This is a genomic window from Stappia stellulata, from assembly GCF_020176715.1.
Classification (GTDB): Bacteria; Pseudomonadota; Alphaproteobacteria; order Rhizobiales; family Stappiaceae; genus Stappia.
Window position 1 is genome coordinate 535605 of sequence record NZ_JAIVMF010000001.1, and the last position, 17184, is coordinate 552788.

The 17184-nt window shown below is 66.1% G+C and carries 15 protein-coding genes; 5 read left to right on the forward strand and 10 right to left on the reverse strand.

Translation table 11 applies throughout. From position 1 onward, the window contains the following. Window positions 1-307: 307 nt before the first annotated feature. The 5 genes from LC092_RS02440 to LC092_RS02460 form a co-directional block, all read right to left on the reverse strand. Entirely contained in the window at window positions 308-2065 is a 1758-nt protein-coding gene (locus LC092_RS02440) for a TRAP transporter permease (RefSeq protein WP_224804683.1), read from the reverse strand. Window positions 2066-2203: 138 nt separating this feature from the next. Then, a complete protein-coding gene (locus tag LC092_RS02445; RefSeq protein ID WP_224804684.1) occupies window positions 2204-3160 on the reverse strand; it encodes a TAXI family TRAP transporter solute-binding subunit in 957 nt (318 codons plus the stop codon). Window positions 3161-3359: 199 nt separating this feature from the next. Next, window positions 3360-4400: a quaternary amine ABC transporter ATP-binding protein gene (locus LC092_RS02450; protein WP_224804686.1), complete on the reverse strand. Its 1041-nt coding sequence runs from the start codon at window positions 4398-4400 to the stop codon at window positions 3360-3362. 9 nt (window positions 4401-4409) lie between these two features. Beyond that, complete coding sequence (locus LC092_RS02455; protein WP_224804688.1) at window positions 4410-5447, reverse strand: ABC transporter permease; 1038 nt, start codon at window positions 5445-5447, stop codon at window positions 4410-4412. A 127-nt stretch (window positions 5448-5574) separates the two neighbouring features. Beyond that, the gene (locus tag LC092_RS02460; protein ID WP_224804690.1) at window positions 5575-6555 is read right to left on the reverse strand and encodes an ABC transporter substrate-binding protein; all 981 of its coding nucleotides are present in this window, start codon (window positions 6553-6555) and stop codon (window positions 5575-5577) included. Window positions 6556-7099: 544 nt separating this feature from the next. Here LC092_RS02460 and LC092_RS02465 point away from each other — a divergent pair. The 5 genes from LC092_RS02465 to LC092_RS02485 all read left to right on the forward strand — a co-directional run bounded on the left by LC092_RS02465 (window position 7100) and on the right by LC092_RS02485 (window position 12173). Continuing rightward, the gene (locus LC092_RS02465) at window positions 7100-8044 is read left to right on the forward strand and encodes an ABC transporter permease (RefSeq protein ID WP_224804692.1); all 945 of its coding nucleotides are present in this window, start codon (window positions 7100-7102) and stop codon (window positions 8042-8044) included. A gap of 46 nt (window positions 8045-8090) precedes the next feature. Further along, entirely contained in the window at window positions 8091-8906 is an 816-nt protein-coding gene (locus LC092_RS02470; protein WP_224804915.1) for an ABC transporter permease, read from the forward strand. Window position 8907: 1 nt separating this feature from the next. Next, window positions 8908-10566 (forward strand): ABC transporter ATP-binding protein, encoded by a 1659-nt coding sequence (locus tag LC092_RS02475; protein ID WP_224804694.1) that lies wholly within the window; start codon window positions 8908-8910, stop codon window positions 10564-10566. Beyond that, on the forward strand, window positions 10563-11483 hold the full coding sequence (mak, locus tag LC092_RS02480) for a fructokinase (protein ID WP_224804697.1): 921 nt from the start codon (window positions 10563-10565) through the stop codon (window positions 11481-11483). Before LC092_RS02475 ends, mak begins: the two co-directional genes overlap by 4 nt. Window positions 11484-11579: 96 nt before the next feature. Then, window positions 11580-12173 carry a YceI family protein gene (locus tag LC092_RS02485; RefSeq protein WP_224804699.1) on the forward strand — a complete coding sequence of 198 codons (594 nt, stop codon included), beginning with the start codon at window positions 11580-11582 and terminating at the stop codon, window positions 12171-12173. Between the two features lie 14 nt (window positions 12174-12187). Here the strand turns inward: LC092_RS02485 and LC092_RS02490 are convergent, their stop codons facing one another. The 5 genes from LC092_RS02490 to LC092_RS02510 all read right to left on the reverse strand — a co-directional run bounded on the left by LC092_RS02490 (window position 12188) and on the right by LC092_RS02510 (window position 17179). Beyond that, on the reverse strand, window positions 12188-12868 hold the full coding sequence (locus LC092_RS02490; protein WP_224804700.1) for a cupin domain-containing protein: 681 nt from the start codon (window positions 12866-12868) through the stop codon (window positions 12188-12190). An 85-nt stretch (window positions 12869-12953) separates the two neighbouring features. Then, the gene (gene serA, locus LC092_RS02495; protein WP_224804703.1) at window positions 12954-14198 is read right to left on the reverse strand and encodes a phosphoglycerate dehydrogenase; all 1245 of its coding nucleotides are present in this window, start codon (window positions 14196-14198) and stop codon (window positions 12954-12956) included. Between the two features lie 111 nt (window positions 14199-14309). Further along, window positions 14310-15176, reverse strand: a complete 867-nt coding sequence (locus LC092_RS02500) for an N-formylglutamate amidohydrolase (RefSeq protein WP_224804704.1) — start codon at window positions 15174-15176, stop codon at window positions 14310-14312. A gap of 6 nt (window positions 15177-15182) precedes the next feature. Then, a complete protein-coding gene (locus LC092_RS02505; RefSeq protein WP_224804706.1) occupies window positions 15183-16181 on the reverse strand; it encodes an ABC transporter ATP-binding protein in 999 nt (332 codons plus the stop codon). Continuing rightward, window positions 16178-17179 (reverse strand): ABC transporter ATP-binding protein, encoded by a 1002-nt coding sequence (locus tag LC092_RS02510; protein ID WP_224804708.1) that lies wholly within the window; start codon window positions 17177-17179, stop codon window positions 16178-16180. The genes LC092_RS02505 and LC092_RS02510 overlap by 4 nt, the downstream gene beginning before the upstream one ends. Window positions 17180-17184: the final 5 nt, after the last annotated feature.

Genomic DNA, 17184 nt, shown 5'->3' on the forward strand with positions numbered 1-17184 from the left:
CGGCGGGTGGAAACGCCCCAGCAGAAACAATCCCGGGATCGCCTGGGGTTTGCAAAGCGCAGCGAGACCGCGCCACTCTCCGCCGTCATCCCGGGCCCCGACCCGGGATCCAATCCACGCCACCAAGCGCTCGGGCGCGCGCAGGAGGCATTGCGTTTCCCAACCGTACCGCGTCTCACTCCGGCCAAGGGCACCAATAGACCCCGGCTCGCGCTGTCGCTTGGCCGGGGTGACGGCGGTGCGTGCGGCGGAGGGCCCTGCACGACGCGAAATCGGCACGGTGAGCGTTTCTTCGCTTCACCGTCCCTCACACGAAGAGCAGCACCCCGCCGCCGGCGACAAGTACGGCGCGCAGCAGCGGGCTGAGCGGGGCGATGACGCCGAAGGAGATCGCGCCGAGGCCCGCCCCGGACTTGAGGGCGGCGAGAAGTGCGGCGACGGGCGTATCGGCGAGCGCGATCAGCGCCGGATTGGCGATCATGCCGAGCGGCACGAGATAGAGGCCGAGGCCGAGCGCCATGGCGGAGAACGCGACCTTGAGCCAGTTCTCGCCGACCATGCCGGCGGCGATGAAGACCGCGCCGCAGACCGGGGGCGTGATGGTCGACAGGAGCGCGTACCAGAAGACGAAAAGATGCGCCTGCAAGGGCTCCAGACCGAGCGCGATCAGCGCCGGTCCCGCGACCGATACGCAGATCACATAGGCGGCCGTTGTCGGCACCTCCATGCCGAGCACCAAACAGGCAACCGCCGTGAGCAACAGCGCCGGCCACAGGTAGCCGCCGGAGCCGGAGAGAATGAGCGAGGTGATCTTCACGCCGAGCCCGGTCATGCCGAGCACGCCGATGATGATCGAGGCGCAGAGGATGATCGCGGCGATGGTGCCGATCTGCTTGCCGCCGTTGATGCAGGCCTCTTCCAGCCGGAGCAGCGTGCGCTTCCAGTCGAGCGTGAGATTGGCGTCGAGCGCCAGAAGCGCCGCACCGGCGAGGATCGCAAGCGAAGCGGCATATTGCGGCGTCACCCCGGTGACGAACATGCCCCAGAGCAGCACGGTGAAAGGCACCAGGAAAAACGCCGAGGTGATCGCGACCGCGCGCAGGGACGGCCGGTCCTCCACCGCCAGCCCCTTGAGCGAATGGCGCAGCGAGAAGGCGTCGATGCCGATCCAGACGGCGAAGAAATAGAGGAACGCCGGCAGCAGCGCCGCCATGACGATGTCGGAATAGGGCGTGCCGGTCAGCTCGACCATGACGAAGGCGCCCGCCCCCATCAGCGGCGGCATGATCTGCCCGCCCGAGGAGGCGACCGCCTCGACCGCGCCGGCAAGCGCGCGCGGATAGCCGAGCCGGGTCATCGCCGGCAGCGTGATCGCGCCGGTGGAGGCGACATTGGCGGAGGCGGACCCGGAGATCGAGCCGAAGAGCGCAGACGACAGCACGGAGACCTTGGCGGCGCCGCCGCGCAGCCGGCCGGCCGCGGCGGCCGCGACATTCATGAAGCCCTGCCCCGCCTCGCCGGCGTTCAGCACCGCGCCGAAGATCACGAAGATCGCCACCACATTGACCGACACGCCGGTGAGCTTGCCCCAGATGCCCCCCTCGGCAATCGTCAGCGTGCCGAAAAGGCTCGCCATCGGCAGGCCCGGATGGCCGAATTCGCCCGGGATTGCCGCGCCCCAGACCGCATAGGCAAGCGCAAGCGCCGCCACCAGCGGCAACGGCCAGCCAATGGCGCGGCGCGCCATTTCCAGCACCACGGCCAGAAGCGTCAGCGCGACCGCCATCTGGAAGGGGCCGCCGAGATAGCCGTATTGATCGCCAAGCGCGTCGGCGTTGACCGCGACCCACAGGCAGGCGGCGATCCCGACGGCCGCGATCGCCGCGCCGGACCAGCGCTCTGCCGGCGTTCTTGCCAGAAGCACCAGCACGAAGGGCAGCGCCAGCGCCATGTGCAACGGCCGGCTGACGAGGTTCGGCACCAGACCGGAGAACACCAGAGCCAGATGGAAGGCGATGGAGACGGCGCCAAGGACGGCCCAGAAAAGGCGCGCGGATGGGGACATGAGACCAAACCCGGGAGGCCGGGCCACAGCCTGACAACACAGGCCGGCCGGCACGATGAAATGAGACGGAAACGGCCCGGACACTGACGTCCGGGCCGTCGATCTCGCCTATCGGTCCTGCGCCAAAAGCGCAAGCGCTTACTTCTGCGCGTCGGTCAGTTCGACCCCGCGTTCGGCGTAGTAGCGCTGCGCGCCGGGGTGGATCGTGCCGGTGATATTGGCAATAAGCGCATCCGACACGCCGTTCCACCAGGGGGCGTCGGCACTCATCTTGTCCTTCTGTTCCCAGAAGGTCTTGGTCAGTTCATAGGCGGTGTCGTCGTCCATCGCCGTCGTGGTGAAGGCGACGACGGGAAGCGAGGTCGTGACGATGTCCTCGCTCTGACCCGCATAGGTGCCGGCCGGAATGACCAGCTTGGTGCGCTTGGTCTCGGCGATCTGCTCGTCGCTCAGCGACAGGATCGACACGCCGGTGCCGGCCGCCGCCTCGATCACATTGGGCGCGGGATAGGAGCCAGCGGTGACGAAGCCGTCGATCTGGCCGTTCTTCAGCGCGGGTCCCGCGTTGGACAGCTCAACGTCGGCGAGCGTCACCTTGTCCTTCAGGCCGAAGAGTTCGAGGTATTTCTCGCCCTCGCGCGCGCCGAAGCTGCCCTTGCCGAGCAGGATGGTCTTGCCGGCGAGATCGTCGAAGCTTTCGATCCCCGCATCGTCGCGCACGACGAAATGCATGGTCAGCGAGGGGATCGGGAAGAGCGCGCGGATCTCGGCGAACTTCGGGTTTTCCTTGCCCTTAAACATCGCCTTGCCGCCCTGTGCGAGCGAGACGAGAACCGGTGGCGTGGTGAAGACATAGTTGCCCGGACGCACGGCGGCTTCCATGACGTTCTGCACGGAGCCCTGGCTTTCCTCGACAGTGAGGATGATCTCGCCATTCGAGCCGGCCTTCAGGCCTTCCGCAATCTGGACGGCCATTTGATAATAGGATGACCCGGCCGAGGCCGACTTGTAGGTGACCCGCGTTTCGGCCGCGGCCGACAGCGGAAGAAGCGCCAGCGCGGAGGCGGCGAACGCCAGTTTGCTCCAGATGTTCATGGTCCCTCCCGGGGAATTTCTCGTTGCGTCGATGGGTGTGGCCCGCCCGCCGGAGCCGGAGGCTGCCAACGGCGCGGGACGCCGAGACTAATGCCACCGGCCGCGCCTTGCACGCAGGAAGATTGCGGAACCACAACAGGTGAGAAAAAACACACCCCGCAGGCGCAGCCGGCGGGGTGTCGCCTGTCCGCTCGCCATATCAGGCGGCGTGCTCGGCCTTGCGGGGGACGAGCGCGCGCATGATGTCGGGCATCAGCAGCGTGCCGACGGGCTTGCCGTCGCGCATCACGCGAAAACGCGGCGACAGCGACCCTTCGGCCTTTTCGATCACGCTTTCCAGATTGTCGTTGTGGTCGATCTCGCCGGCGATCTCGCCGTCGACAGGCTCCGTGCGCATCACCGAACGCGCGCGCAAAACGCGCGCCCGGTAGATGTCGGCGACGAAGTCGGCGATGTAGGCGTCCGCCGGATTCAGCAGGATATGCTGCGGCTCGCCCTGCTGCACCACCGCCCCATCGTTCAGGATCACCAGATGATCGGCGAGCTTGAGCGCCTCGTCGAGATCGTGGGTGATGAAAACGATGGTCTTGCGCAATTCGCCCTGAAGTTCGATCAGGAGATCCTGCATGTCGGTACGGATCAGCGGATCGAGCGCGGAGAATGCCTCGTCCATCAGCATGATCGGCGCATTGGACGTCAGGGCACGGGCAATGCCGACGCGCTGCTGCATGCCGCCCGACAGTTGATGCGGGAACTGCCCGCCAAGACCGCCGAGGCCGACACGCTCCAGCCAGCGCTCTGCCTCCGCCTCATAGTCCTTGCGTTTCCGGCCGCGCGTGGCCAGGGCCAGGCCGGCGTTGTCGAGCACCGTTCGATGCGGCAGGAGGGCAAATTTCTGGAAGACCATCGACATGGTTTCGCGACGCATCTGGCGCAGCCGCGCCTCGTCCCACTCCAGAATGTTCTCCCCGTCGACAAGCACCTCGCCTGCGGTCGGTTCGATCAGCCGGTTGAAGTGGCGGATCAGGGTCGACTTGCCCGATCCCGACAACCCCATGATCACCGTGATCTCGGTCTCGCGGATGTCGACGTTGATGTCGCGCAGGCCGAGCACATGGTTGTGGGTCTCGAGCAGGTCCGCCTTGCTCATGCCCTCGCCAACCGCCTCCATCGCGGTCACGGGATCGTCCCCGAAGATCTTGTAGAGGTGGCGGATCGACACTTTTACCTGATTGGTCATCGCAGGCTCCTATCGGCTGGACTGGCTAGCATCGACACGGGCGAGCGCCGCCTTGGTGACGCGGTCCAGCAGGATGGCGATCATCACGATGCCGAGACCGGCAACCAGGCCGACGCCGAGTTCCAGGTTGCGAATGCCGCGCAGCACCAGGACGCCGAGGCCGGGCGCGGAAACGAGCGAGGCGATCACCACCATGGCGAGGCTCATCATGATGGTCTGGTTCACACCGGCCATGATGTTGGGCAGGGCCAGCGGGATCTGCACGCCGAAGAGCTTCTGCCGGCTGGTCATGCCGAAGGCGTCGGCGGCCTCGACCACGCTCTGGTCGACCAGACGGATACCGAGATCGGTCAGGCGAATGACCGGAACGATGGCGTAGAGAATAATGGCGATGCCGTAGAGCTTCGGCTCGGTCACCGAGAAGAGAAAGATCAGCGGAATCAGATAGACGAAGGGCGGCAGCGTTTGCAGCATGTCCAGAATGGGGATCCCGATGCGTTGCATCCTGTCGGAGCGAGACATCGCGATGCCGATAGGGACACCGAAGAGAACGCATATGAAGGCGCAGACGAAGATGATGGCAAGCGTCTCCATCGCCGGCTCAAAATGGTCGATGAACGCCAGCAGACCGAGCGTCGCGGCGACGAAGCCCACCACCTTCCAGGAGCGCGCCACGAAAAAGGCCAGGAGCAGAAGGGCGGGAATGACGATCCACCAGGGTGTGGAGGTCATCACCCAGATCATGTCGCTGAGCATCCAGCTCAAGGGTTGCGTCAGCGGGTCGATGACAATGCGCAGACCGTCGCGAATGGCCAGGAAACCCTGCTCGAGGCCGAGTGTCAGGTCGCGCGACTGCGGGATCGCGCCGCAGGCTTCGTGAAGCGCATCGAGGGAGGGAAAGGGAAGATCGCGAAGCGAGCCCGCTCCGGCGTCGTCTCCGCCGGTCCGGGCCATCAGGTCGGCCATGGACATCGGCCCGTCGTTGCCGGAGGCATCGCACCATGCCCTCAGCCCGAGCGTATCGAACACACCGTCATAAGTTGCCATTGATTGTTCCGGACCGGATCGGTCCGCCCTTGTTGTTGTTGCAAGACAAGGTGTTGCAATGAAAAGGACGGAGCCGGTTCCGGCTCCGTCCGCAGGGTCGAAGGGGGGCCTTCGCCGTCGCTCCGGATTACTGGAGCAACTTTGCCAGGCGCTCGCGCGCCGCGTCGCTGAGCCAGGGACCCCACTCGTCCTGATGATTGGTGAGGTAGTAGACCGCGGCCTCCTCGGCGGAGGCGTTGTTCTCGTCCTTCCAGGCGAGCAGTGCGCTCATCGTGTCGGTCTTGAAGGTCATCTTCGACATGAGTTCGGCGATAGCCGGCTCCCGCTTTTCCAGATCGGTCAGGATCGCGGTGTAGATCTTGGCCGTGGGGAAGCCGGACGGCTTGGGGTTCGGATTGTCTTTGTTCTGATTGGCGGCATGGGCCGCCTCATCGTACTCACCGAGGTCCACCTTCACCATGTCGAACTTGCCGAGCGGAACGGTCGGGCCCCAGTAGTAGCCGAACCAGGGCTCGTTGTCCGCGTAGGCCGCGGCCATGGAGGAGGCCAGGGTCTCACCGGAGCCGTGGTTGAACACCTCGATGCCCGACGATTCCAGATCGAAGGCACGGATCAGATTGTCGCTGACAACCCGGCAGCCCCACCCTTCCGGGCAGTTGTTGAAGCGGCCGCCAACGAGCTCGGGATTGGCCATCACGCCGTCGATGGTCGCGAGCTCGGGATGCGCCTCGACCAAATAGGCCGGCAGCCACCAGCCCTCGATACCGCCCGGCGCCAGCACTTCGCCGGCCTGCTTGAGCTTTTTTTCCGCGATGAGGCGTTCATAAACGTCGCCCACGGAGTTCTGCCAAAGCTCGGTCACGATGTCCGGCTCGCCGTTTTCGGCAACCGAAGCCATCGCCGGAACCGTGTCGGAGGGAACGGCGGAAACGGTGCAGCCGTAGCCCTGTTCCATGATGAACTTCGCGACGGTGGTCACGATTTCGGCCGATGCCCAGTTCATCTGGGTGATCGACACCTCACCGCAAGATGCCTCCTCAGCCTGCGCCGAAAGCGGCAGGAGACACGAAGCCGCGAGAGCGGCCGCCGTCAAGGTCAGTTTCCGCATGAAATCATCCTGAATTTTTGGGGAGAAGAAGAAACGATCGGGACAGCAAGCAAGGCCGGCAAGCGGCGCATGTCGACGCCGGCACACCGGCGCCGCATCGCTCTGGACAACGTCTTTTGATTTTCCCGATCATTGCGGGGTCGTATAACCGAGCGTAATTAAAAACTCAAATCCAGCAAAATGACCTGAACGTCACAACGATGACAACTTACATTAAAAAAACACCCTGAAATTGAGGTCATATTGCCTTTTTCAACCAGAGTCTCAAACCTCAAAAACACCCGAAATACTGCGGTTGGACCCTACGTTAACTTTATCTAACACCGCAAGGCCTCAACACGTCTTGAGATCCGGCCGATTTCTTGCGCTGCAGCCTGTGGAAGACTCGACCGGAACCGCAGGACCAGAACATGGTACCGGACGACAATCTGGCGGCCTGCGCTGATGTCTTTGCTTGTGCGCGGTTCCGCGCTAGGCTGTTTTCGTTGTTCGTGCCCCGCATTCTCATGCTCCCTCACACCGCGCGACGAAGGTCCGCTCCTGGATGCTGGTCTATGCCGCCAAACGCTTCGCCAGCCTGGCTGCGACGCTCCTCGTCGCGACGCTTCTGGCGTTCGTGGTGCTGGAGATCCTGCCGGGCGATCCGGCACAGCTGATGCTCGGGCTGAACGCGCAGGACGACACGCTGGCGGCCCTTCGCCAGGAGCTCGGCCTCGACCGGCCCGCCTGGGTCCGCTATCTCGCCTGGATCGGCGGCTTTGCGACCGGCGACCTCGGCACCTCCTATACCTATTCCGTGCCCGTTGCCGATCTGGTGGCGGATCGCGCCGTCGTGTCGCTGCCCCTGGCGTTGATCGCGCTGGCGCTTTCCACCGTCATTGCCATTCCCGTCGGCGTCTATGCCGCGCGCCATCGCGGCGGCTGGCAGGACGGCGGCATCATGGCGCTGACGCAGATCGGCATCGCGATCCCGAATTTCTGGTTCGCCATGCTGCTGGTCTATGTCTTCGCGGTGACCTTGCGCCTCGTCCCGTCAGGCGGGTTTCCGGGCTGGGGGGGCGGCATCGGTCCGGCACTTCTAGCGCTGACCCTTCCCGCCATCGCGCTGGCGCTGCCGCAGGCGGCAATCCTTGCGCGCGTCATGCGCTCCGCCCTGATCGACGCGCTGCATGAGGACTATGTGCGCACGGCGCGCGCCAAGGGGCTGACCCGCAACGCGACGCTGTGGCGGCACGCGGTGCGCAATGCCTTCATTCCGGTGCTGACGATCCTCGGCCTGCAATTCTCCTTCCTGATCGCCGGCACGATCATCATCGAAAACGTCTTCTATCTGCCGGGACTGGGACGGCTGATCTTCCAGGCGATCACCCAGCGCGACCTGATCGTGGTGAAAAGCGTCGTCGTGCTTCTGGTCGGCACCGTCATTGTGGTGACCTTCCTCGTCGACATGGCCTATGCCGCGGCCGATCCGCGGCTGAGGAAACGGTGAACCCGTGAGCCAGACCCCGCCCGCCCTGCCGCTCGTCTTTCTGCTCATGCGCCACCGCACGCTGCTTGCCGGCGGCGCCATCGTCACGCTGGTGTTGGTGGCGGCCCTTGTCTCGCTGGTGTGGACGCCCTATGCCATCGACGCGCTCTCCGTCGCCGACCGGCTGAAGGGATCGTCGCTGGCGCATCCGCTCGGCACGGATCAATACGGCCGCGACATGCTGTCGATGCTGATGGTCGGCGCGCGCACATCCATCGCCGTCGCGCTCTTGGCGGTCGGGATCGGCGTTTGCCTCGGCGTGCCGCTCGGACTGATCGCCGCCGCGCGCGGCGGCTGGCTCGACGAGGGGCTGATGCGGGTCAACGATCTCATCTTCGCCTTTCCGACGCTCCTGTCGGCGGTGATGATCACTGCCTTGTTCGGCGCCGGCGCGATCAACGCCATCATCGCCATCGGCATCTTCAACATCCCGGTTTTCGCGCGCGTCGCACGCGGCGGCGCGCTCGCCACCAAGTCGCGCGAATTCGTGCTGGCGGCGCGGGTTTCGGGCAAGGGTGAAATCCGCATCATCGCGGAGCACATCCTGCCGAATATCGCGAACCTCCTGATCGTGCAGGGAACCATCCAGTTCTCGCTCGGCATTCTGGCGGAAGCCGGGCTGTCCTATGTCGGCCTCGGCGCGCAGCCGCCGCTCGCCTCCTGGGGCCGCATGCTGAACGAGGCGCAGACGATGATGATGCTGGCGCCGACGCTTGCGCTCTATCCGGGGCTGGCCATCGTCGTCACCGTGATCGGCCTCAACCTGCTCGGCGACGGCCTGCGCGACCTGCTCGACCCGCGCCTGAAGCGACGGGCGGCCTGACATGCTGTTCCAGGCGCGGGACCTGAGGGTCGAAATTCACGGAAAACAGATCCTGAAAGGTGTCAGTTTCGACATTGCCGCCGGCGAAACGCTCGGCCTCGTCGGCGAGAGCGGCTCCGGCAAGTCGATGACGGCGCTCGCCGCCATGGGGCTTCTGCCGCATGGCGCGACGGTGGCGGGACAGCTACCGCTGAACGGGCAGGACCTTCTGCAATTGCGCGAAGCGGAGATGTGCAAGTTGCGCGGCCGGCGCATCGGCATGGTGTTTCAGGAGCCGATGACCGCGCTGAACCCGGTCAGGACCATCGGCGACCAGATTGCCGAAGGGATCTTCTGGCACATGCGCGTGTCCCGCGCCGTTGCGGCGGAGCGCGCCCGCACGCTGCTCGACCGGGTGGGACTGACGCGGGCGCGGGTGACCGGCGAGCGCTACCCGCATCAGCTCTCCGGCGGTCAGCGCCAGCGCGTCGTCATCGCCATGGCGATTGCCTGCCGCCCGGACCTCCTGATCGCCGATGAGCCGACAACCGCGCTCGACGTCACCATCCAGGCGCAGATCCTTGCCCTCATTCAGGAAATCGTGGACGAGAACCGGATGGGCTGCCTGCTGATCAGCCACGATCTTGCCGTGGTGGCGCAAATGGCGGACCGGGTGGCGATCATGCGGGAGGGCGAGATCGTGGAAAGCGGGCCGACGGTGTCGCTCTTCGCCAATCTCACGCATCCCTATTCCAGGGCGCTGATGGCGGCCTCCAATCATGTCCCGATCCGCGCACGGCGGCCGATCCGCCCGGGCCGCGCCGCCTCCGACGAATTGCTCCTGAGCGTGCGCGACCTGGTGCGCAGCTACCCCCAGCCGCGCAAGCGCTTCTTCGAAAAGCCGCGCCGGCTGACCGCCGTCAAGGGCGTGAGCTTCGATATCCGCGCCGGGCAGAGCGTCGGGTTGGTCGGGGAATCCGGCTGCGGCAAGTCCACGCTGGCGCGCACGCTGCTTGCCCTCGAAGCCCCCGACAGCGGCACGCTGTCGGTTCTTGGCCGCGATCCGTTTTCCGCGCGCGGCGATGCCCGCGAGGCCGTGCACCGCGCCGTGCAGGTGGTGTTTCAGGACCCTTACGGCAGTTTCAATCCGCGCCATCGCATCGGCCGGGTGGTGGCGGAACCGCTGCATCTGATGCGCGGCGAGATCGGCCCGAGCGAAAAACGCGACCGCGTCGCACAAGCCTTGAGCGAAGTGGGCCTGAGCGCCGAGGATGCGAGCAAATATCCGCATGAGTTTTCCGGCGGCCAGCGCCAGCGCATCGCGATCGCGCGCGCATTGGTCACCCGGCCGCGGCTGATCATCGCCGACGAGCCGGTGTCCGCGCTCGATGTCTCGATCCGCGCGCAGGTGCTCGACCTGCTGGCGAGCTTGCGCGCGAAGCTCGGCCTCGCCTATCTGTTCATCTCGCACGACCTCAGCGTGGTGCGGGCGATCACCGACGAGGTCATGGTGATGAACGGCGGAAAGATCGTGGAGCGCGGGCGCACGGCGCGCGTGTTCGACCATCCCCGGCATCCGTATACGCGCATGCTGGTCGCCGCCGCCCCGGATCTGAAAACGGCGCTGGCGGCGCGCCGGGCACGGGACGCCGAGCGACAGGGAGACACCAAAACGCCATGACGCAGGACACCTCACGGCGGCTCAGGATCGGCATCGACTGGGGCGGAACCAAGATGGAGGCGATCGCGCTCGCAGCCGACGGAACGGAGCGCTTCCGCCAGCGGATCGCGACCCCGCGCGACGACTACGACGGCTGCGTTCGCGCGGTCGCAGCCCTTGTGAAGGCTGCCGAGGCTGCGACCGGCGAAACCGGCAGCGTTGGCCTTGGCATTCCCGGATCGCTGTCGCCGGCGACCGGGCTCGTCAAGAACGCCAACTCCACCTGGATGAACGGACAGCCGCTCGACCGCGATCTCGAGGCCGCGCTCCAACGGCCCGTGCGCATCCAGAACGACGCGAACTGCCTGGCGGTCTCGGAGGCGACCGACGGGGCCGGCGCCGGCGCGCGGGTCGTTCATGCGATCATCATCGGCACCGGATGCGGGTCGGGGATCGCCATCAACGGCGTGGCCCATCGCGGCGCCAACGGCATCGGCGGGGAATGGGGCAACATCCCCGTGCCGTGGATGAGCGAGGACGAGTTTCCCGGCCCCGAGTGCTGGACCGGGCATCGCGGTACCATCGACCGGATGTGCTCGGGAACCGGGTTCCAGTGGGACTACGAACGGGTCACCGGCGCGGCCGCCACCGGGCATGAGATCGTCGCCCGCGCGCGCAGCGGAGAGGTCGAGGCGCAAGAGGCGCTGGAGCGCTACATCTCGCGGCTTGCCCGGGCAATGGCGATGGTCGCCAACATCCTCGATCCGGATGTCTTCGTGCTTGGCGGCGGCATGTCGAACGTCGACGAGCTCTATGCGCGACTGCCGGAGGCCATGGCGCCCTACATCTTCTCCGACCAGTATGAAGTGCCGATCCGCAAGGCGAAACACGGCGACAGCTCCGGCGTGCGTGGCGCCGCCTGGCTGTGGAACGACTGACGGCCTCCCCCTCGCCGCGCGCCAAAGGCTTGCCTATATCCTTGGTTGCGGCCCGGCATGCGCCGATACCCCGCAGGTCTACAAAGGGAGGTCAGAATGCGTCGTTACGGAACTCTCGCAGCCCTCGCCCTCGTTGCGGCATGGATCGCGCCGGCCGATCCGGCGCGCGCGGACCCGCGCGATTTCAGGATCGATCCGGCGCATTTTTCGATTGTCTTCAACGCCGACCACATCGGCTACGGGCCGACCTGGGGCCTGTTCCTGAAGGGCGAAGGCTCCTTCACCTACGACGAGGAGACCCGCACGCTGTCCGATCTCACGGTCACCATCTTGGCAGACAGCGTGTTTTCCAACAATGAGCGGCGCGACGAGCATCTGCGCTCCGACGACTTTCTTTCAGCCGAAGCGCATCCCGACATCACTTTCCAGATGACCTCGAACGCGGAAGAAACACCGCGCAGCGGCATGGTGACCGGCGACCTCACCCTGCGCGGCGTGACGCAGCCGGTGACCCTCGACGTCACCTTGAACAAGGTCGGCCCCTATCCCTTCGGCGGCACCTATGTGATCGGCATCAGCGCGACGACGACGCTGAAGCGCTCCGATTTCGGCATGACCTATGCGGTGGAAAACGGCCTTGTCGGCGACGAGGTGCCGATCCGCATCGATCTCGAAGCGATCCGGCAGTAGGGCGCGGGGAGCGCTCAGCCGCCCGTCGGCGCGGTGACCTCCCGCAGGTGGCCGGTCTTGACGAGGACGCGCGCGCCCTGCGCTCCGGCGACAGCCTGCAGCCGCGCGCCGACCGGAAGACGGATCCAGCCGTTGCGGCCGAAGATCTCGTCGCCGTGGCGCAAGCTTCCGTCGAGCACGAGCAGTTCCGCCCCGCCGGCGACATCGAGGCCGACCTCGGAATCCGGCTCCCAATGCTCGACGCGCACGTCCTCATGATCGTCGGCAAACAGCGGCAGCACGCAGACGCCCGGCCGGTCGCGATGGGGCACTGGCGCGGCCTTGTTGGTGTCGACGATCACATGGCTCTTGTCGGCGGGGTCGAACTGCCAGAGCTTGACGAAGATGACGCAGCCGTCCTTCGAGGCGGGCGTGTGGCTCGATCCGGGTGGATTGCGCACATAGGTGCCGGCCGGATAGTCGCCATGCTCGTCCTGGAACACGCCCTCCAGCACGAAGAACTCCTCACCGCCGCCGTGGGTGTGGGCGGAAAAGGCACTTCCCGCGTCGTAGCGCACGATGGAGGTGGCGCGGGCCACCTCGTCGCCGATCCGGTCGAGCATGCGCCGGCTGACGCCCGGCATGGGCGAGGCACGCCATTCCAGCTCGCCGGCATGAACGGCGACCGGCTGTTCGAAGTCGGCGTTGAGGTCCATCGTGATCGTCTCCTTCGAGCGCCCGCAGGCGTCTTGCAGACGCTTCAGGATGGGGCGCTCGCGACTGCGGTCAAGGGCCGCGCGCCTACACCCGGTTGAGCAGCCGCGCGCGGATCGTGCCCGACAGCTTGCGGATTTCCTCCAGAAGGGTGACGGCGTCCTCCACCGGTCCGTCGGCGTCGAGCACGACGTAACCGATCTCGCCGTCGGTCTGATAATGCTGCGCGGCGATGTTGACCTTCCACTTGGCGAAGAGGTCGTTGAGCTTGCCGAGTTCGCCGGGCGCATTGCGCTGCACCTGGATGAAGCGGGTGTTGTTGGTTCCCTTGGGCAGCTGCACCTGGGGGAAATTCACCGCACCGATGGTGGAGCCGACGTCGGAATATTCCACCAGCCGGCGGGCGACTTCCTCACCGATGCGCTCCTGCGCCTCTTCGGTGGAACCGCCGACATGCGGCGTCAGGATGACGTTGTCGAGCCCGCGCAGCGGCGACAGGAATTCCTCGTCGTTCGACTTCGGCTCGCTCGGGAAGACGTCGACGGCGGCTCCCGCCAGATGGCCCGACTTCAGCGCATCGGCGAGTGCGTCGATATCGAGCACCGTGCCGCGGGCGTTGTTGATGAGATAGGCGCCCTTCTTCATGGCGGCGATCTCGGCGCGTCCGATCATGCCGCGCGTCTCCGGCGTTTGCGGCAGATGCAGGGACACGACATCGGAGGCTTCCAGAAGCGCGTGCAGCGTCTCGGTCGGCTCGACATTGCCGTGGCGCAGCTTGTCGGTCTGGTCGAAGAAGATCACCCGCATGCCCATCGCCTCGGCGAGCATGGAGAGCTGCGAGCCAATGTTGCCGTAACCGACGATGCCGAGCGTCTTGCCGCGCACCTCGTTGCTGCCGGCCGCACTCTTCAGCCAGCGGCCGTTGTGGGCGGCCATCGACTTCTGGAAAGTGCCGCGCATCAGCATGACGATCTCGGCGAGGGTCAGTTCGGCGACGCTGCGCGTGTTGGAAAACGGCGCGTTGAACACCGTGATGCCGCGCCGGTTGGCCGACACCAGGTCGACCTGATTGGTGCCGACCGAGAAGCAGCCGACGGCAACCAGCGTCTGCGCAGCTTCCAGGATCTCCGCATCAACCTGGGTGCGCGAGCGGATGCCGAGGATGTGCACGCCCTGCAGCGCGTCCTTCAGGGCTTCCTTGTCGAGCGCGGTCTTGAGCAGTTGAACGTTGGTGTAACCGGACGCGGCGAGTACGTCGGTCGCTGACGGGCTGATGCCCTCAAGCAGCAGCCAGCGGATCTGGTCCTTGGGGCGAGACAGACCGGTGTTCATGGGCGTTTCCGTGATCCTGGGGCAGGCGCGCGGAAGCCCGCGCGTGACAGATTGCGCTCTCCTGCCCTGTCCGCGTCCAAAATTCAACTGTCGCCAGGTGGAAATGCGGGTCTAACGTGCTGCGACCCAGTCGCGCAGCTCGCGCAGGAACCGGGTCAAACGCTCCTGCGTGTTCGAAAAATCCGCCGTCTTTTCAAAGCTCTCGACGTCCATGTAGAGAGCGCGATTGACCTCGATCTGCAGGCTGTGGACACCCGCGTCCGGATTTCCATGCTGACGCAGGATCTCCGCCCCCTTGAAGGGATCGTTGATCGCAACCGAGAACCCGAGGTCGAGAAGGATCCGTCGGGCTTCCGCAATGAAGCCGGCGGAACAGGTCCGGCCCTCGCGGTCGGACAGGACCATGTCGGGGCGCAAGCCTCCGGTCTCGTCTTCATGCATGGCATTGGCCACGGGCTGCATCGAATGGAGATCGAGATGATAGACCCCGCCGGCCGCGCCCCTGGTCTCGGCAAGCAGGTCCGCGAGGGCGGCGTGATAGGGCCGCCAGCAGCGCTCCAGGCGCACCTCGTAGTCGGAGCGCGGCAACGCCGATGCGAGCAGCGGTGCGCCGTCCGGCGGCGTCGCGGTCCAAACGACGCCCTTGCCGAGCCGGGCCTTGGCGCTGGGCGCCAATACCAGTTCGTCGCCGTCGGCCAGCGTTTCGGGCGCCAGATCGTCGAAGGCCCGGTTCACGTCGCAGTAGATCCGGCCGAAGCGGGCGGCGAGCAGAGGCATGCCGAGGTCGGGCGCTGCCGAAAACAGCTCGTCGACATACATGTCCTCCGCCCGTCGGTAGCGCGACGGAGGCTGCAGCGGATCGAAATCCTCCGGATAGACCGTGCCGGAATGCGGGCTGTCGAGCACCAGCGGCGCCAGCACCCGTGCCGGCCGGCGGATCTCGATCATCTCGGCCCCGACGCGCCCACCGTCCGCCATCTCCCGCTACCCGTCGTTCAGGTGGCAGGCCGACAGACGACCCGGCGCGATCTCGCGCAGGGCTGGCGCTTCCTCACGGCAGCGCGCGAAGGCATGCGGGCAGCGCGGATGGAAATGACAGCCCTTCGGCGGATTGATCGGCGACGGGATCTCGCCCTTGATCGGCTGGAACACCCGCTTGCGCGTGTCGATGCGCGGGACCTCGTCCAGAAGGGCCTGTGCGTAAGGGTGGTTCGGTCCGGCGAAAAGTTCTTCGGTCGGCGCCACCTCGACCACGCGGCCGAGATACATGATCACCACCCGGTCGGAGAGATGCTCCACCACGCCAAGATCGTGCGAGATGAACAGATAGGTGAGACCGAGGTCCTCGCGCAGGTCCATGAACAGGTTCAGCACCTGGGCCTGGATCGAGACGTCGAGCGCGGCGATGCTTTCGTCGCAGACAAGAAAATCCGGTTCCACCGCCAGCGCGCGGGCAATGCCGATGCGCTGGCGCTGGCCGCCCGAGAACTGGTGCGGATACCGCATGCGGAAGTCCGGATCGAGACCGACCCGCAGCAGCATCTTGTCGACATAGTCATCGACCTCGCCGGCCGAAATCAGCCCATGAACGCGCGGCGCCTCGCCGACGATATCGCGCACCCGCATGCGCGGATTGAGCGAGGACATCGGGTCCTGGAAGATCATCTGGATCTTCAGGAGGGCGTCGCGGCGCTCGGCCCCGCTCAAGGTGGAGACATCCTTGCCGCGCCAGTAGACCTTGCCGTCGCTTGCCGCATGCACGCCGGCGACGACACGCCCGAGCGTGGATTTGCCGCAGCCGCTTTCACCGACGAGGCCAACGACCTCGCCGTCGGCGATTTCCATCGAGACGCGGTCGACCGCATGCACGACCTCCTCGCGCCGATCACCGCCAAGGAGATTGACGATCTTCTCGGCGGTGTCCAGCCGCTTGGCGAAGCGTTTGGAGACGCCCTCAAGGCGCAACAGGGGCTGCTTGCTCATGCCGAGCCTCCTTCATAGGCCGGCTCGTCCGGTCGGTGCGGATGGTGGCAGCGCACCCCGCGGCGATCGCTTGCGGACACCAGCTCCGGCATTTGCGTGCAGGCGGCATCGGCGCGCGGACAGCGCGCGGCAAAACTGCACCCGGGCGGCAGGGCAAGCAGCGACGGCGCCATGCCGGGGATCTGGGTCAAGCGCCGGCCGCGCTGGTTGTGGCTGGGCACGGAGCCGATCAGTCCGCGCGTGTAGGGATGAAGCGGCCCGTCGAGCACCTCGCCGACCGGCCCCTCCTCCACGATGCGTCCGGCGTACATCACCGCAACGCGGTCCGCGAGGCCGCCGACAACGGCAAGATCATGGGTGATCCAGATCATCGCGAGCCCCGTCTCGGCGCAGAGTTTCTGCACCTCGTAGAGGATCTGCGCCTGGATCGTCACGTCGAGCGCGGTGGTGGGCTCGTCGGCGACGATCACCTCCGGCTCGTTCAGGAGCGCGATGGCAATCGCAACGCGCTGGCGCATGCCGCCGGAAAACTGGTGCGGATAGGCGACCAGACGTTCGTCCGGCGAGGGAATGCCGACCCGTGCGAGCGCGGCGCGGGCGCGTTCCCGGGCGGCCTCTTCCGACACATGCTCATGCGCGCGGATCGCCTCGATCATCTGGGTGTCGACCCGCAGCACCGGATTGAGGGTCATCATCGGATCCTGGAAGATCATCGCGATCTTGCGCCCGCGCAAGGAACGCCAGTCGCGTTCCGACTTGCCGACCAGTTCCTCTCCCGCCAGGCGGATCGATCCGCCGACGACCCGTCCCGGCGGGTCGACCAGACCCATCAGCGAAAAGCCGGTCACGGTCTTGCCGGAGCCACTCTCGCCGACGAGGCCGAGCACCTCGCCGCGTGCCAGCGAAAACGACACGCCGTCAACGGCTCGGGCAACGCCGGCCTTGGTGAAGAAATGCGTCTTGAGGTCCTCGACCTCCAGGACGGGTGACTTGCTCATGCCGT

Coding starts and splice junctions, on each gene's coding strand:
- LC092_RS02475 (WP_224804694.1), top strand. CDS start 8,908: ATGCTGTTCCAGGCGCGGGACCTGAGGGTCGAAATTCACGGAAAACAG.
- LC092_RS02445 (WP_224804684.1), bottom strand. CDS start 3,160: ATGAACATCTGGAGCAAACTGGCGTTCGCCGCCTCCGCGCTGGCGCTT.
- LC092_RS02450 (WP_224804686.1), bottom strand. CDS start 4,400: ATGACCAATCAGGTAAAAGTGTCGATCCGCCACCTCTACAAGATCTTC.
- LC092_RS02490 (WP_224804700.1), bottom strand. CDS start 12,868: ATGGACCTCAACGCCGACTTCGAACAGCCGGTCGCCGTTCATGCCGGC.
- LC092_RS02460 (WP_224804690.1), bottom strand. CDS start 6,555: ATGCGGAAACTGACCTTGACGGCGGCCGCTCTCGCGGCTTCGTGTCTC.
- LC092_RS02470 (WP_224804915.1), top strand. CDS start 8,091: ATGCGCCACCGCACGCTGCTTGCCGGCGGCGCCATCGTCACGCTGGTG.
- LC092_RS02485 (WP_224804699.1), top strand. CDS start 11,580: ATGCGTCGTTACGGAACTCTCGCAGCCCTCGCCCTCGTTGCGGCATGG.
- LC092_RS02500 (WP_224804704.1), bottom strand. CDS start 15,176: ATGGCGGACGGTGGGCGCGTCGGGGCCGAGATGATCGAGATCCGCCGG.
- LC092_RS02455 (WP_224804688.1), bottom strand. CDS start 5,447: ATGGCAACTTATGACGGTGTGTTCGATACGCTCGGGCTGAGGGCATGG.
- LC092_RS02505 (WP_224804706.1), bottom strand. CDS start 16,181: ATGAGCAAGCAGCCCCTGTTGCGCCTTGAGGGCGTCTCCAAACGCTTC.
- serA (WP_224804703.1), bottom strand. CDS start 14,198: ATGAACACCGGTCTGTCTCGCCCCAAGGACCAGATCCGCTGGCTGCTG.
- LC092_RS02510 (WP_224804708.1), bottom strand. CDS start 17,179: ATGAGCAAGTCACCCGTCCTGGAGGTCGAGGACCTCAAGACGCATTTC.
- mak (WP_224804697.1), top strand. CDS start 10,563: ATGACGCAGGACACCTCACGGCGGCTCAGGATCGGCATCGACTGGGGC.
- LC092_RS02440 (WP_224804683.1), bottom strand. CDS start 2,065: ATGTCCCCATCCGCGCGCCTTTTCTGGGCCGTCCTTGGCGCCGTCTCC.
- LC092_RS02465 (WP_224804692.1), top strand. CDS start 7,100: ATGCTGGTCTATGCCGCCAAACGCTTCGCCAGCCTGGCTGCGACGCTC.